General features: G+C 58.8%; 15 protein-coding genes. 12 read left to right on the top strand and 3 right to left on the bottom strand.

Annotated elements, in window-relative coordinates:
• Positions 1-59: 59 nt before the first annotated feature.
• A complete protein-coding gene (gene amrS, locus ACYVG7_RS12700; RefSeq protein ID WP_460883465.1) occupies positions 60-479 on the bottom strand; it encodes an AmmeMemoRadiSam system radical SAM enzyme in 420 nt (139 codons plus the stop codon).
• An 80-nt stretch (positions 480-559) separates the two neighbouring features.
• On the opposite strand from amrS, the gene amrB reads away from it, so the two are divergent.
• The 9 genes from amrB (at position 560) to ACYVG7_RS12655 (ending at position 11,347) form a co-directional block, all read left to right on the top strand.
• Complete coding sequence (gene amrB, locus ACYVG7_RS12695) at positions 560-1,342, top strand: AmmeMemoRadiSam system protein B (protein WP_460883464.1); 783 nt, start codon at positions 560-562, stop codon at positions 1,340-1,342.
• A complete protein-coding gene (amrA, locus tag ACYVG7_RS12690) occupies positions 1,335-1,934 on the top strand; it encodes an AmmeMemoRadiSam system protein A (RefSeq protein WP_460883463.1) in 600 nt (199 codons plus the stop codon). The genes amrB and amrA overlap by 8 nt, the downstream gene beginning before the upstream one ends.
• Before the next feature lie 187 nt (positions 1,935-2,121).
• Positions 2,122-2,586, top strand: a complete 465-nt coding sequence (locus ACYVG7_RS12685) for a chemotaxis protein CheW (RefSeq protein ID WP_460883462.1) — start codon at positions 2,122-2,124, stop codon at positions 2,584-2,586.
• The gene (locus tag ACYVG7_RS12680; protein WP_460883461.1) at positions 2,579-3,967 is read left to right on the top strand and encodes a CheR family methyltransferase; all 1,389 of its coding nucleotides are present in this window, start codon (positions 2,579-2,581) and stop codon (positions 3,965-3,967) included. The genes ACYVG7_RS12685 and ACYVG7_RS12680 overlap by 8 nt, the downstream gene beginning before the upstream one ends.
• 9 nt (positions 3,968-3,976) lie before the next feature.
• Complete coding sequence (locus ACYVG7_RS12675; protein ID WP_460883460.1) at positions 3,977-4,507, top strand: chemotaxis protein CheW; 531 nt, start codon at positions 3,977-3,979, stop codon at positions 4,505-4,507.
• Between the two features lie 28 nt (positions 4,508-4,535).
• A complete protein-coding gene (locus ACYVG7_RS12670) occupies positions 4,536-6,266 on the top strand; it encodes a methyl-accepting chemotaxis protein (RefSeq protein ID WP_460883459.1) in 1,731 nt (576 codons plus the stop codon).
• Positions 6,266-8,677 carry a hybrid sensor histidine kinase/response regulator gene (locus tag ACYVG7_RS12665; RefSeq protein WP_460883458.1) on the top strand — a complete coding sequence of 804 codons (2,412 nt, stop codon included), beginning with the start codon at positions 6,266-6,268 and terminating at the stop codon, positions 8,675-8,677. The genes ACYVG7_RS12670 and ACYVG7_RS12665 overlap by 1 nt, the downstream gene beginning before the upstream one ends.
• A gap of 22 nt (positions 8,678-8,699) precedes the next feature.
• Positions 8,700-9,728: a chemotaxis protein CheB gene (locus tag ACYVG7_RS12660; protein ID WP_460883457.1), complete on the top strand. Its 1,029-nt coding sequence runs from the start codon at positions 8,700-8,702 to the stop codon at positions 9,726-9,728.
• A 14-nt stretch (positions 9,729-9,742) separates the two neighbouring features.
• Complete coding sequence (locus ACYVG7_RS12655; protein WP_460883456.1) at positions 9,743-11,347, top strand: GGDEF domain-containing response regulator; 1,605 nt, start codon at positions 9,743-9,745, stop codon at positions 11,345-11,347.
• 49 nt (positions 11,348-11,396) lie between these two features.
• Here ACYVG7_RS12655 and ACYVG7_RS12650 read toward each other — a convergent pair whose 3' ends face one another.
• The gene (locus tag ACYVG7_RS12650) at positions 11,397-11,834 is read right to left on the bottom strand and encodes a hypothetical protein (RefSeq protein ID WP_460883455.1); all 438 of its coding nucleotides are present in this window, start codon (positions 11,832-11,834) and stop codon (positions 11,397-11,399) included.
• A 247-nt stretch (positions 11,835-12,081) separates the two neighbouring features.
• Here ACYVG7_RS12650 and ACYVG7_RS12645 point away from each other — a divergent pair, with 247 nt between their 5' ends.
• Positions 12,082-12,798: a cation:proton antiporter domain-containing protein gene (locus ACYVG7_RS12645; protein ID WP_460883454.1), complete on the top strand. Its 717-nt coding sequence runs from the start codon at positions 12,082-12,084 to the stop codon at positions 12,796-12,798.
• Between the two features lie 556 nt (positions 12,799-13,354).
• Here ACYVG7_RS12645 and ACYVG7_RS12640 read toward each other — a convergent pair.
• Positions 13,355-14,161, bottom strand: a complete 807-nt coding sequence (locus ACYVG7_RS12640) for a helix-turn-helix domain-containing protein (protein WP_460883453.1) — start codon at positions 14,159-14,161, stop codon at positions 13,355-13,357.
• A gap of 80 nt (positions 14,162-14,241) precedes the next feature.
• Between ACYVG7_RS12640 and ACYVG7_RS12635 the strand changes: the two genes are divergently transcribed.
• Positions 14,242-14,454, top strand: a complete 213-nt coding sequence (locus ACYVG7_RS12635) for a hypothetical protein (protein ID WP_460883452.1) — start codon at positions 14,242-14,244, stop codon at positions 14,452-14,454.
• 2 nt (positions 14,455-14,456) lie between these two features.
• Positions 14,457-14,938 (top strand): DNA-binding protein (locus ACYVG7_RS12630; protein WP_460883451.1); only part of this gene is annotated, 482 nt, incomplete at its 3' end.

Here is a 14,938-nt window from a genome sequence, read left to right as displayed (position 1 = left end):
TGCTCAAAAAGCAGTAATAGATCAGAGTAGCCGATCGCTGTCAAGCGATTGATAATGTTTCAAACAGGTGCGGAATGACGGGTAAAGGCAACACTACGGCATCCGTACCGCAGAGCCGCACTCGCGATTTGCTCCGGTGTGGCCGCAACCTGCAACGTGGCCGAGTCTCGTGATTTGCTGATATCCCAGTTCTGGCAAAAACGGCAGGTTAGATTACAACCGACGGTACCGAAGGAGAGAACCGGCGTGCCCGGTAAAAAATGGAATAAAGGCTTTTTCTCGATAGGATCGATACACAGGCCACTGGATTGGCCATAGGCGGTCAGCACTATCTCGCCCGACTCGGCCATTCGCACGAAACAGACCCCGCGTTTTCCTTCTCGTAGTTGGCATAACCGTGGGCACAGCGTACATTCCACCCGGCCATCATCGAGTCGACGCCAGTAACGGGTTTTGCATTTTTCACTGATTTCTGTCACGACACACCTCCCGACCACTCTATAATCCTAGGGCAGGAGACAGTGTTTCACCTGAACTGATGTCGATACATGGAGTCCTCATGAGCGCAATTCGTCAACCTGCAGTGGCTGGTCACTTCTATCCGGCAGACGCGGCCGAGATCACCGACTGGCTGGCAACATTGCCGGTATCCGAGCCGCTGGAGTTTTATCCACCGCGCATGTTGCTGGTGCCTCATGCTGGCTATGCCTATTCCGGAGCCCTGGCGGCCCTCGCCATCCAGCAGATCCCTCGCGGTCGCTATTCCCGAGTCATCATGCTGGCTCCTGGCCACCGTGTGGCGGCCCAAGGGGTACTCTTACCCGCCGAACAATGCATCGCGTTCGCTACGCCGTTGGGCGAGGTGCCGTTAGATCGGGAGGTACTGGACTATCTCTATCAGCAAGCCGATACCCAATATTCGGAAGTGGCGCATCGTCACGAGCATGCCATCGAGGTACAGCTGCCGTTGCTGCAGCATCAGCTCGGCCACTTCCAGCTGACGCCACTGATCGTCGGCCATTATCCGGCCAAGAAATTGGCCCGTCTGCTGCGCCCCTTGCTGAATCCACAGACCCTGCTCATCGTCAGCAGCGATCTCTGTCACTACCTGAGCTACCTCGAAGCGCAACATCAGGATACCTTCACCCTCACCCAGATCATGGCGCTGGAAGCGGATCTGGTGCCGGAGCAAGCCTGCGGCAGTGAAGCGCTGAACGCCATGCTGTTGCTGGCCCGCAAACTGGGCCTCCGCCCCCGCTTGTTGGGACAACACAACTCTGGCGATATCACCGGCGAAAAACTCAACGTGGTCGGTTATGCCGCCGTGGCCTTCTATGCCTGATCCGGATGGCATGCTGCGGCAAGGCCAGAATGGCCTCCCCATACTGTCGACACGGCAGCAAGAGAGTCTGCTGAGACTGGCGCGTCTGGCCATCCGCAGCCACTGGCATCCTGAACTCATCTGCGAACTGCCGCTGGCCCAGGAGCCGATGGCTTGCTTTGTCACCCTCCATAAGCGGGGAGAATTGCGCGGTTGTATCGGTTGTCTGGAGCCGGAGAAGCCCCTGGCAGATGCCCTGGTCTATTTTGCGCAGGCGGCCGCGTTTGGCGATCCGCGCTTTGTCGCGCTCAGCGAAGCCGAGCTCGACGAATGCCAGCTCAGTATCTCGCTGCTGGGCCCTCTGCAGCCAATACCGACACAAACCCGAGCACAAGTGTTACAGGCCTTGCTCCCGGAAGCAGACGGTCTCTGGTTGCAATCACCCGGCCACAGAGCCACCTTTCTACCCGCCGTCTGGCGTGAACTTCCGGATCCGGAGGAGTTTCTGGATCATCTGCTGCACAAAGGCGGCTGGTCGCTGACGGGCTGGCAGCAGGAGATGCAAGGATTTCGTTATCGCAGCCTGGAAATAGCAGAAAACGGCACCAAATGAAGTAAATTGCTTTCGTTTTTAACCTGCTGTGACGATGACGGTTCAGCAAATGTAAAAGAGTCATTCAAGTCACAGCTGTCCCTTGTCATCCCCCGGCCTACCTGACAGAATCGCCCGTCGGTAGCGCAAGTTTGCCCTTCGCGGGTGATGTCTGTTTTCTGTAGTTGTGATCTGAAGGACCAGGAGTTTGATCCGGAACACCTCCCCGTTATCCCTGTTTGTGTTCAGCCTGGATGGCCAACGCTACGCTCTGCCATTGTCGCAGGTGGGATCCGTGACTCAAGCCGCCGCCGTCACCCGTGTCGGCCAACTGCCTCCCGCCTTGCTCGGTCTGCTGAATGTGCATGGCAGCTTGTTGCCGGTACTGGATAGCCGTTATCTGGTCGATTCCCCCTCGCGTCCAGTTGGTGTCGATGATCTGTTTTTACTGCTGCACGTCGCGGACAAGGGCTGGGTCATGCCCGCCGATGCCGTGCATCAAGTGCTGGCTCTTCCCTCTGAGGCGCTCTGCTACGACAGCCCGCTCCTGAGTCATAGCGGTTGCTGGCTCGGTTGGTTCGAGCAGGACGGGCATGCGGTCCTGATCCTGGATCTGGAACAAACCCTGCGACGTTACGCCCTGCTGACGACCGATGGACTGCATCATGGTTGAGCTCTGCCCACAGCCAGGACTGAATCCTCTGCAACGTCAGTGGATGGGTGACTATATCGCGCGTCACTACGGCCTGTATCACAGCCCCGAACGACTACCAGAGCTGGAGCGCAAGCTGGAGCAACTGGCGCCTCGGCTGGGGCTCGAGCACGGCGCCCAACTGAGTGAACGCCTTCTCGGTAACCAGCTGACCGCCGAGGAGGAGCAGTTACTGATCGAAGGGCTGACCATAGGCGAGACCTACTTTTTCCGCGAGCCGGAAGCCATTCAGGCCCTGCTCGACTCGATACAGCCCGAGCTCAGACGGCAACGGCCCATTCACCAACCCTTACGCCTGTGGAGCGCCGGTTGCGCCAGTGGTGAAGAGCCTTACTCATTGGCGATGGCGCTAGACAGCCAGACCCTGCGCAATAACCACGCTGGTTTCTCGTTATTAGCCACCGACATCAATCGCCAGTCGCTGGAGAAAGCCCAGCAGGGCTATTACACCGCCTGGTCATTTCGCGCCACCCCGACCCACTACAAGCAACGCTATTTCCGGCTACAGAGTGATGGGCGTTGGTTGTTGGATCCGGCGTTGCGGCAACAGGTACAGTTTGCCCAGCTCAACCTGGCAGCCCCGGATTATCCATCCATCCTCAATGGCACCCATGAGCTGGACATCATCTTCTGCCGGAATGTGCTGATGTATTTCAGCGACGACACCATCACCCAGATTGCCGACCGTTTCGCCCGTTGCTTGCGTCCGGGGGGCTGGCTGGTCTTGAGTCAGACCGAATGCTCGCAACTGTTTCAAGCCGAGTTCGATACGGTCCAGATTGGTGGTGCCTTCTTGTATCGCAAACGCGATGCAAGCCGCCCGCTGAATATACCAAGCGTCACCCCGGCTTATCCGGGGCATGCGACCCTCTCCCCTGCGCCGACGGAGGCCCAGAGCCCGCTCCAGCTGCGGCAGCAAGTCGAGCCCGTCGAGAGCCGGATCACCAGTACCGAACTATTCGCCCAGGCCCGGCAACTGGCCGATCAGGGTGAGTTGCTCACCGCCAGAGCTCTGTGTGAACAGGCGCTGCAGCACCACAAGCTGTTCTCGGAAGGACACTACCTGCACGCCATGATCCTGCAGGAGTTGGGGGAGATCATGGCGGCACGTACCGCCTTGCGGCGGGTACTCTATCTGGCGCCGGAGTGTGCCATGGCCCACTACGCACTGGGTTTATTGGAGCTCAAGGCCGCCGACACCCGTAGCGGCGAGCGTCATCTGGATCAAGTGCAACGGCTGCTGGCAGCACTCTCCCCGGAACAATTGCTACCCGGCTCGGAAGGACTCTCCGCCGGACAACTGCAGGATATGCTGCTGCAGCGCCGACGGTTGCAGGGTTAAGGAACCATGATGAGCCACATACCCGATAACACCACCGAAATCCTGCAAGCCCGGGCTCGTAAGCTGGCCCAACCCAGAACGCACAGCGAAGAACAGACCCGGCATCTGGACATCACCTGTTTTACCGTGGCGCAGGAGTGTTACGGGTTTGAGTCCCGTTTTATCCGCGAGATCATCCCGGTCAGCCAGATTACCCCGCTGCCTGGCGTACCCGCCTTTGTCGCCGGGATCATGAATCTGCGCGGACGCATTCTGTGCCTGATGGAGCCGCGTCATCTGTTAGGATTATCAGCTCCCGCCCCCAAGGAGCGTTCGTTGGTGATCGTATTGGCTGGTGCGGATCAGGAGTTCGGCTTGCTGATCGACACATTGACCGGCGTCTGCCGTCTGCCATTGCACAGCCTGCAGGAACATCTGCCCACCCTGAGCGACCAGGGGCGCCGTTATCTGCACGGCATAGGCCCGGATCAACTGATACTGCTCGATGCCCAAGCCATGCTGCTCGACCCCAGGCTGCGCATCGAAGACGAGATTGATTAATTTAAAATTACTAACGAGGGAACCGTTCATGCGCTGGACCATCGGAAAGAAACTAGCCACCCTGGTGGGCGTCATGCTGTTGACACTGGGGACCATCAGTTTCATCACCTACAGCAATATCGATCGCATGATCAGCAATACCGGGCAGGTCACCCATACCTTCACCATGATCAACGGCAACAGCCATTTGATCACCCAACTGTTCGCGGCCGAAGCGGCGCAACGGGGTTATCTGATGTCCGGCAATCCGGATTATCTGCAAGCCTACCGCGACCACCAATCGCAAACCCGTCGCTATCTGACCAATCTGCACGCCTCGGTGCGCAGCAACGATACTCGCACGTTGCTCAGTGCCCTGGAAGGCAAGCTCAACAGCCGGTTCGACAGCCTGGACCTCGGCGTCAGCATGTATGACAAAGGACAAATCACCGAGTATCAAAAATTGATCCAGCAAGGAGTTGGCCTGCGCTTGATGAACGAGGTTCAGGAGAATCAGCAGCAGATCGAGCAATTGGAGCAGCAACTGGCGACCCAGCGCCAACAGGAACTGCTGGAGAGCAATCACATCGCCCTGAACTTTATTTTGTGGGCCACCCTGCTGACCCTGCTGGGCATTGGCGCAGGCAGCTTTTATCTGGTGCGCAGCATCAGCTCGCCACTGCACGATCTGACCGCCGTCGCCGAGCGAATTTCCCAGGGCGATCTCAGTCTGCCGCCGCCCCAGATCGGCCAACGCAGCGACGAAATTGCCATCCTGGCCCAGGCCTTTACTCGCATGAGTGGCTACCTGCACAGCATGTCCGAGGTCGCCAAGGCGCTGGCCAACAACCAGCTGCAAGCCGATATCACCCCGCTGTCCGAGCGGGATGAGCTGGGACATGCCTTTGTCGCCATGACCAGCAACCTGCGCAATCTGGTCACCGAAGTGCAGGAGGCGGCCCGCCAGATCAGCGGCTCCTCCTCGCAGATCGCCGCCCTGACCTCGCAACTGGCCGCTAGCTCCACGGAAACCGCGGCCGCCGTCTCCGAAACCTCCACCACCCTGGAGGAGATCAAGGTCACCGCCCAGCAGGTGAATCAGAAATCGGCCTTCGTCTCCGATTCGGCGCGCAGCACAGCCCAGATGACCCAGCACGGCCAGAAGAGCGTCGGCGACACCCTGCAAGGCATGCACAAGATCCGCCAGCAGATGGACTTCATCGCCGAAAGCATTGTCCGCTTGAGTGAACAGAGCATGGCGATTGGCGAAATCATCACCTCGGTCAGCGATCTGGCCGGGCAGTCCAACCTGCTGGCGGTCAATGCCAGCATCGAGGCCGCCAAAGCGGGCGAACATGGCAAGGGCTTTGCGGTCGTGGCGCAAGAAGTGCGCAGTCTGGCCGAGCAATCCAAAGAATCCACCGAGCAGATCCGCCGCATCCTGAATGATATCCAGAAAGCGATCAGCGGTGCCGTCATGGCCACCGAACAAGGCGGCAAGACGGTCGAGATCGGGGTGCAGCAATCGGCGGAAACCGAAACCGCCATCCAGACCATAGGTCAGGGCGCCACCGGCACGGTCCAGGCCGCCGCCCAGATCCTCGCCTCGACCAACGAGCAGGTGGCGGGCTTGAATCAGGTCGCCATCGCCATGGACAACATTCGCGGCGCCAGCGACCAGATCGTCATCAGCATGCGCCAGGCCGAAGAGGCGACGGCGTCGCTCAACCAGATGAGCAACCGGATGTGGGATCTGGTCGAACGCTTCAGGATCCGTTGATGACCGATCTGGAGAGTCAGCTGCGGGCTCGGCTGCTGCAAACTTTTCTGCTGGAGGCCAGCGAGCAGCTGAGCCTGATGACGCGCACCCTCGACGAGCTGGAGCTGGGGGGCGACCCCGTTCAGCCGCTGGAAGTTTTCTACCGCGCCGCCCACAGCCTCAAGGGCGGTGCCCGCATCGTCAATCTGCCGAGTCTGGAATATCTGTGCCAGTCCCTGGAGAGTGTGCTGGCCCTGCTGCGGCGCCAGGTCTTGTCGCTACAACCGGCGCTGCTCGAATTGCTGCGGCAGTGTGTCGAGAATCTGGAGAGCCAGCTGCAGGGTGCCGAAGCTCCCCTGCCCGGCCGACTGACCACCCGCGCTTTGGCGCTGCGCCAGAGTCTGGACAAGCTGGCCAGCGGTTCGGCTACCTTACCGACGCCCCCTACACAACCCATCGCACTGGATCCCGTCGCTCCTGATCCAGTCGTCCCGCGCCCCCCCGAATCGATAGTCGTCGAGCCAGCGATGCAGGCAGCGCCTCTCCCGCTGGCAGCGTCGCAGACTCAGGATCCGAGTGCCGTTTCAGTCGCCCCGGCGATGTCGGCTGCAGGCAGCAGCCCGCCGCGCCAGATCAACGAGCCCATGCCCCCTGCTCCGGCAACGAAGCCGCCACAGGCTTCGGCACCAGCGGCCGCAGAAGGGCTGGATCCGCTGAACCGGGTGTTATATCCGGGGCGGGAAGAGAGCGTGCGTCTGCCGGTCGCCCGGCTGGATGACTTGCTGCTGCAGGCCGAAGAGATGACAGCGCTGAAACTGGCCCTGCGTCAGCAGGTGCTGGAGCTCAAAGGCTGCCTCGATACCCTGAGCCAACTGCGGCACCGCCAGCAGCACTCCACAGCGGATGAACCCCAGGATCTGGATCGGCAGTTGGCCGATCTCGGCAAGTCCCTGCTGCGGGTCAAACGGCACGGTGAACAGGAGGCACGTCAGGCCGGAAGCCTGATCGAAAAACTGATTGCCGATGCCAAGGCGTTGTTGATGTTTCCGTTTGCCTCGCTGACCGAAGGGCTGGCCGCCATGCTGCGCGACATCGCCCAGGAGCAGGGCAAGCAGCTCACGGTGCAGATCCAGGGCGAGAGCCTGGAGCTGGATCGCCGCATTCTGCAAGGCCTGCGCGACCCGCTAATCCATCTGCTGCGCAATGCCATCGATCACGGCATCGAACTGCCCGCCGAGCGTGAACGGAACAACAAGCCAACCCGCGGTCGGATCCTGATCCAGGCCCGCTGCACCGAACAGGGTAAGGCCGAGATCCTGATCCAGGATGATGGCCGCGGCATCGACCGCCAAGCCCTGCAAGAGGCCGCCCTGCGCGACGGCTATCTGACCGCGGAGCAGGTGTCGCAACTTGGCGATGAGGAGGCGCTGCAACTGATTTTTCGCTCCGGGCTCTCGACCCGCCGCGAGGTGAGCCACCTCTCCGGTCGGGGTCTGGGCATGGCGATCGTGCAGGAGCAGATCGAAAAGCTCGGTGGCCACATCCGCGTCAGCAGCCAAACAGCTCAAGGCACCCGGTTTGTGCTGGAGTTACCGCTGGCGCTGGCCAGTTTCCGTGGCATCCAGATCCGGGTCGGTCAACGGCGTTTTGCCGTGCCGACCCTGAGTACCCAGCGCGTACTGCGGCTGGACAGCTCACAGATCCACTCCATCGAGGGGCGCCCCACCTTCAGCCTGGATCAGCGCACCGTGCCCATCGTCTCGCTAGCCGGGTTACTCGGCATCGCCGCCGATGCCCCGGCCGCCTCCGGCATGCAGGATCTGCTGTTACTGGGGCAGGAGCAGGAGCCCATCGCCTTTGCCGTCGATGATGTATTGGGAGAGGACGATCTGCTGGTCAAGCAGTTGGGGCCGCAATTGCTGCGAGTGCGGCATATTGCCGGAGTATCTGTGCTTGGCGATGGCACTCTGCTGCCGCTGCTGAACACCCATGATCTGCTCAAATCAGCCCGTGGTGCCCCGAGCCAGCTCCCTGCGGTGTTCGAGAGTGACGAGCCTCGAGCCAGTACCGCACACCGCATCCTGGTGGTCGATGATTCGATCACCTCGCGAACCCTGCTGAAAAATGTGCTGGAATCCTATGGCTATGAGGTCAAGACCGCCTGTGATGGCCTCGACGCTTTGACCTTGCTGCAGAGCGAAACCTTCGATTTGGTCAGCTCGGATGTGGAAATGCCGAAGATGGATGGCTTTGAACTCACCGCACACCTGCGGGCCGACGAGCAATTCAGTCGTTTACCGGTGGTGCTGGTGACCAGCCTGGAGTCTGTCGAGGATCGGCAGCGGGGTGTCGATGTGGGGGCCGATGCCTACATCGTCAAATCGAGTTTTGATCAGAGCAACTTGCTGGAGATCATCCGCAAGTTTCTCTGATCCTGAAAGCCAGGAGTGAAGCATGATACGGGTTTTAATAGTCGATGACTCACCCACCTCGGCGCAGTTACTCAATGAGCTGTTTCTGGCGGCCGGCGACTTCGACGTAGTCGGCTGCGCCACCAGCGGTAGTGAAGCCCTAACGCTGTGCGCCCGGCTGCAACCGGATATTGTCAGCATGGATGTGCTGATGTCCGATCTCGATGGCTTTGAAGTCACCCGCCAGATCATGGCCAGCACACCGGTGCCCATCGTCATCGTCAGTGCCGAAGCCGACGACCAGCTCGGCAGCCTGAGTCATCGCGCCCAGGCGGCCGGGGCGCTAGGGGCGCTTCGCAAGCCTCGCGTCAGCACGGCCAGCGATCTGGCGCACCATCGCGAGGAGTTGCTGTTCACCTTTCGCGCCATGGCCGGCGTCAAGGTTGTGCGCCGCCGCACCAGTGCCGCCGCCCCCCGGCAAGTACTCACTCACCAACCACCCCGGGTGGTGGTGATTGGCGCCTCGACCGGCGGCCCCCAGGCGCTGCAAAGCCTGCTCGAGCCACTGCCTGCCAGTTTTCCACTCCCGATCCTGGTGGTGCAGCACATCGCCAATGGCTTTACCGATGGCTTCTGCCGCTGGCTCGGCTTGCGACTGGCGCTGCCGGTGCAGCTGGCCCGCAGTGGCGAGATGCCCCAACCCGGCTGCATCTATGTCGCCCCGGAAGATCGTCACATGGGACTGGGGCCGGATCGCCGCATCCAGCTCGCCCATGCAGCACCAGAACATGGTGTCTGTCCGTCGGTCTCCTATTTGTTTCGCTCGACCCACCAGCTGTATGGGGGCGCAGCGATCGGCATCCTGCTCAGCGGCATGGGCCGCGATGGTGCCGCTGAACTCAAGACTCTGCATGATGCCGGAGCCTGCACCCTGGTGCAGGACGCGGACAGCAGCGTGGTTCATGGCATGCCCGGCGAAGCAGTTCGCCTGCAGGCCGCCACCCGGATATTAGCCCCGGCCGCGATGGCCACAACGCTCTGCCAGCTGCTCGGCCAGCCGCAGCGTTCCTGATACGAGGAAACACCATGTTCTCGTCATGGCTCAACGAACACGAAACGCTCTCGGTACTGATCGTCGAAGACAGTCAGACCCAGGCCAACCAGCTGCGCTACCTACTGGAAAAACATGGCTTCGCCGTCCAGCAAGCCTTGCACGGCAAGGAAGCCATGGCGCTGCTGGAGCAGAGTGATCCCCATCTGGTGATCAGCGATATCCTGATGCCGGAGATGGATGGTTACGCCCTGTGCCACGCCATCCGCCAGCATCCCCGGCATCGTGATCTGCCGGTGGTGTTGCTGACCTCGCTCTCCAGCGCCCGCGATATTTTGCTGGCCCTGGAGTGCAAAGCCGACCATTTCATCACCAAGCCCTACAACGAATCCTACCTGCTGTCGCGGATGGCCAGCATCCTGGAAACCATGCGTCAGCGGCTCTCGGGCCTGTTACCGGAACACACCGAATCCGACATTTTCTTTCAGGGCGAGTGGTTTCATATCAATACCGATCGGCAACGGATCCTGGATCTGCTGATGGCGACGTACGAAGCCATGGTGCTGCGCAATGATGAGTTGATTACCACCCAGCACGAGCTTAGTGAGCTCAATGGCCAGTTACAGTTGGCCGTGGCCGAAGCCAACGACGCCCACCAGCAGAGCCAGCAGATCCTGGCTGAACTGTCGGCTCGGGATCGGGCCATTCGCCAGACCAATGAAGAGCTGCGTCTGGTACATGGCATCGAATCGCTGGTCAACCAGAGCCGGGATCCCGGTGCCCTGTGCCAGCTGGTCTGCGATCGCCTGAACCAGTCCACCCTGTTTGGCATCATCGGCGGCGTGCATATCCGCCTGCTCAACGAACATGAGCGCAATACCGGCCAATTGGCCAATCACCACTGCCAACCCTGTTTCAGCGTGCGTCATCTGCAACTGCTGGCTGGCCCCATTGCCTCGGAGTGCGAACCCGGCTCCACCCCGGCGGGGCGGATGGTGATCCCGCTACTGGCACAGCTACAACCCATAGGTCTGCTGTGCGCCCAGACCCGGATCGGCCTGCAGCTCGACCCACAGCAACGGGAGTTGCTGGAGTCGCTGGGGCGGCAGATCGGCATGGCCCTGGAGAATATCCGTCTGTTCGAGGAGACCCGGGTGCTGTCGTTGCACGATCCACTCACCGGATTAGCCAATCGTCGTCATCTGGAGATCGCCTATAGCAACCTCCAGGCCCGAACCAGCCGCAGTCAGCAACCCTTCGGCCTGATCCTGCTGGATATCGACCACTTCAAACGCTTCAACGATACCTATGGTCATCCGGAAGGGGATCAGCTGTTGATCCGGGTTGCCGAACAGTTACGGCAGTGCCTGCGCAGCACCGATCTGGCCGTCCGCTTCGGCGGCGAGGAGTTTATGTTGTTGGTCGCTGACAGCCAGACCGAGCAGTTGTTTGCCCTGGCCGATCGCATCCGGCAACTGCTGCAGCAGGATCTGGCGATCACCGCCAGCTTCGGCCTGGCTTGCTATCAGCCTGATGAGACATTGAGCCAGATGACCGAACGAGCCGACGAAGCCCTGTATCGCGCCAAACATGCCGGACGCAATCGGGTGATGCTGGCCCAAGGCGAGGCCATCCGCTGAGCCCCGAGCCATGGATCCGCACTCACGGCTGGAGCTATCGAGCTGACGCTCAGCGCTGACGCCCCCAGCGCCATAGCAGGACCAATGCCACCCCGGCCAGCAGGCTGGGGTACAAAAATAGCCGGGGTAACTGTTGCCCCAGCATCGCCTCCAGCAGGTTGCCGAGCACACTGAACAGCAGCCCTGCCGACAGCAACACATAAATCGCCCGAGTCGGGAGTCCCTTGCGCTGGGGGTGACACCACCAGCCCCGGCTCATCATCAACGGCAGGGCTATGACTCCGAGCAGCAGCAGGTGCATCACCGGCGTCAACCGGCTGCTGAGTAGCACTTCAACCCAACCCCAGACCATCAAGGCGGCGATGGCCCCTATGGCCAGCCACCACCAGATGGAGGGCAGCGACTCGGTTGCCGTGGTGCTGTGGTGGTGAGTGACGGGCTTGTGAGCTCGGCCTCGGGCCGACGTGGTAGAAGGATGTGACCCCATGATTCAACTCCTGTTGCCAGATAGGTCTCCATGCTAACCGACTGTTGCTACCCGGCGTTTGAAGCGCGACACAGTTTCCTGCGCGTCCGGTTTATCGCCCCGTTTAAATAAGGTTCACCTTGCAACCCAGATTGCGACAACATCGTCGCTTAAATCTTGTTATTCTTGTCGGCAGTTAAGAATCAACGAGGTTTTTCTTTCCACCCCAGGCTGTTTTTTCGTGCAGCCCATCGACCTGAGGTGAGCTATGTCCCATTCCCTTCCCCTGATCACCACTCTCGTGGGATCACTCGTTCTGGCCTTCATCTTCGGCATGCTGGCGCATCGTCTACGACTGTCGCCCATGGTGGGTTACCTGATTGCCGGAGTACTCTGCGGCCCCTTTACTCCTGGTTATGTCGCCGATGGCGCAATAGCCCCCGAGCTGGCTGAACTGGGCGTGATCCTGCTGATGTTTGGCGTCGGGTTGCACTTCTCACTCACCGATCTGATGGCCGTCAAACGCATTGCCGTGCCCGGGGCCATCGGCCAGATCGCCATCGCCACCCTGCTGGGCGTCGGTTTGGCCAGTCTGCTCGGCTGGCCCCTACTGGCGGCCAGCGTCTTTGGTCTCTCCTTGTCGGTGGCCAGTACCGTAGTGCTGCTGCGCGCCCTGGAGGCGCGCAACATGCTGGAGTCGCCAGAGGGCAAGATTGCGGTGGGCTGGCTGATTGTCGAGGATCTGGTGATGGTGCTGGCGCTGGTGCTGCTGCCGCTGCTGGCCAATCTGACCGGCGATGAGGCTCAATCCCCGACCCTGTCCCATCTGCTCGGCGAGGTGCTACTGACGCTGGGCAAGGTCGCCACCTTTATCATTCTGATGATCGTGGTGGGTCGTCGCCTGATCCCCTGGATCCTGGCGCGCAGCGCCGCGACCGGCTCCCGCGAGCTGTTCACGCTCGCTGTAAGGAACCAAATAATCTGATCAATGGACTGAATATGTGGGAATTGGCGGAAAGAGCGGGAAATTGATGGGATCTGAAATGGGGTGGCGAGCGGGTTGAGCGGCTGCAAAGGCAGTGCTGGCGCGGGTTGCGGTGGAATTATAGCGCGGAGTAGATCAGTCGACTAGGCAGAACAAGGGGCGCAGTGAGCGCCCCTCTTCATTGGATCGAGATTTTGATCAATGGATCCGTTTTTGGCTGTTTTCGTCAGTTGTTTTGATTAATTGGATCCGGCTGTGCCTACCGTTAGAAACCCATTTAAATTCCAGTATTTGACGTGAGTGAAACAGGCTGCCGCCCCAGATTCTATGCACATTATAGCTAAGTGCGGTTGTCACTGCAGAGACAGGTAAATCATATAGAGAGATAGATGTTCTTAGTTCCGATTAAAACACATAGAATCGGAACTAAGATCCGATTTGCAAAAACGCGATCCTATTCAATAAAAAACAAATTAAATCAATGGGTTATTCTTTTTGCTTTGCGGTGTATCAATTCGGTGAATCGGATCGTGATTATGCTAGCGTGATCCGATTCTTACCCCTTCGATTTTTTTGCCGCTACAGCTCGATAGAGCTTATCAAGATCATCATCGCTTATCTGCGTTATAGAGTCTGCGTTAAATCGTTGGTTCAAATAAGAGTCTAACCATTGCGGATCGCTATTGATCTTTATGTAGGCGTATTTTCGCTTTCGCCATTCGTAGTTATCCGTTTTTTTAGCACTCTTTTGGGATGAAAGTCTGCCAATCCATTGTCTGAGGTACTTCTCGGCTTTGTCGTATGAACCTAGAGGGATAAGACGGTAACGCGTGACTGAGAAGTGGCTGTTTAGTGCGGCCCATACGCTTCTATGTTGACGGGGTTGCTTTCTATGTTTTTGTTCAAGTTCCACAATTTCATTTACCAATTCAATGAGCTTGGCTGCCTGTTCTTCAGTGATATGTTCAATTCCAGGCTTTACCTCCGCTACCACTTTAGTGGTGTGATGCTGAGTGTGGATGGTCTCAAATTTTACCTTCCCACCTGGTTGCACCAACTGGACAACATTCGCTGATCCACCATTGACGTTAGTTGTTGGGGCAGATTGAACTGTTTGCGTGGCAGGTTGTAAGACCTGCTCAACATTTTTTGACCGAACACCGATCAAAACATACTGCACATCGACACCGTAACTTGCCGTTTTTGCAAGAAACTCAGCGCTTAATCCTCGTTGCCCCATCTCATAAAGCCGAAGGCCTTCTCTGGATATATCGAGCTGTCTCGCAAAATCAGCCTGTGAATACCCTGCCCTGGTTCGCTCTTCTATTAGCCGCGTAGCTATGTCGGCGCGCTCAATTTCCATGACATCACCTGTTGACATGCCAACAAATGTTGGCATATTATTTTATTCAATTCGTTTATATGTCGATGGAGTATATCCAAATGGAAGAAAAACTCATACCTAGCTTCGACTTGCTCACCAGAGTGAGGGCTTGCTTGGTTGCAAAGGGCACGAGTTTGCATCGCTGGTGTGGTGAAAATGATGTGCGTTACCCGAATGCCAGACAGGCATTGATCGGTTCATGGAATGGCAAAAAAGGTATGGCTCTGCGTGAAAAAATTCTTAAAGACTCAGGATTAAACGATAGAGGTTGATCATGAATGATTACTCCTGGTTTACAGCGCAAGAGCTCGCCGGGTTACCTGGATTACCTGCCAGTGATCGCGTTATCCGTATCCGCGCAAAAAAAGAAAATTGGACAAGTCGCCCGAAAAACGAAGGGAAAGGGATCGAATTTCATATTTCTAGTTTCTCGCCAGCTACCCAGGCCGCCCTGCTGCGCAAGCATGGCAAGGTGCAGGTTGGCGATAGGCTGATAGATCTGCCCAAGCCCAAAGCCCCGCGTTATTGCAAAGAGGTGCTCTGGGCGCGCTGGGGCCAAGCCGGTGCTACCGCCCAAGCCAAAGCTCAGCAGAAGCTGGATGCCGTGTTGGCCGTGCAGGGGCTCATCAAAAACAGCGTGAGCAAGATGGAGGCCTTTGCCAGCATCGCCCGCGAGTTTGCCATTCCTCAGCCTACTCTGCTGCGCTGGCACTACGCCGTGCAGAAGTTCGAGCAGGCTGACTGGTTGCCCTTGCT

This window comes from Pseudaeromonas pectinilytica, assembly GCF_054780855.1.
The sequence above is the reverse complement of the archived record's forward strand: the minus strand, read 5'-3'. Positions and strand labels throughout refer to the sequence as shown.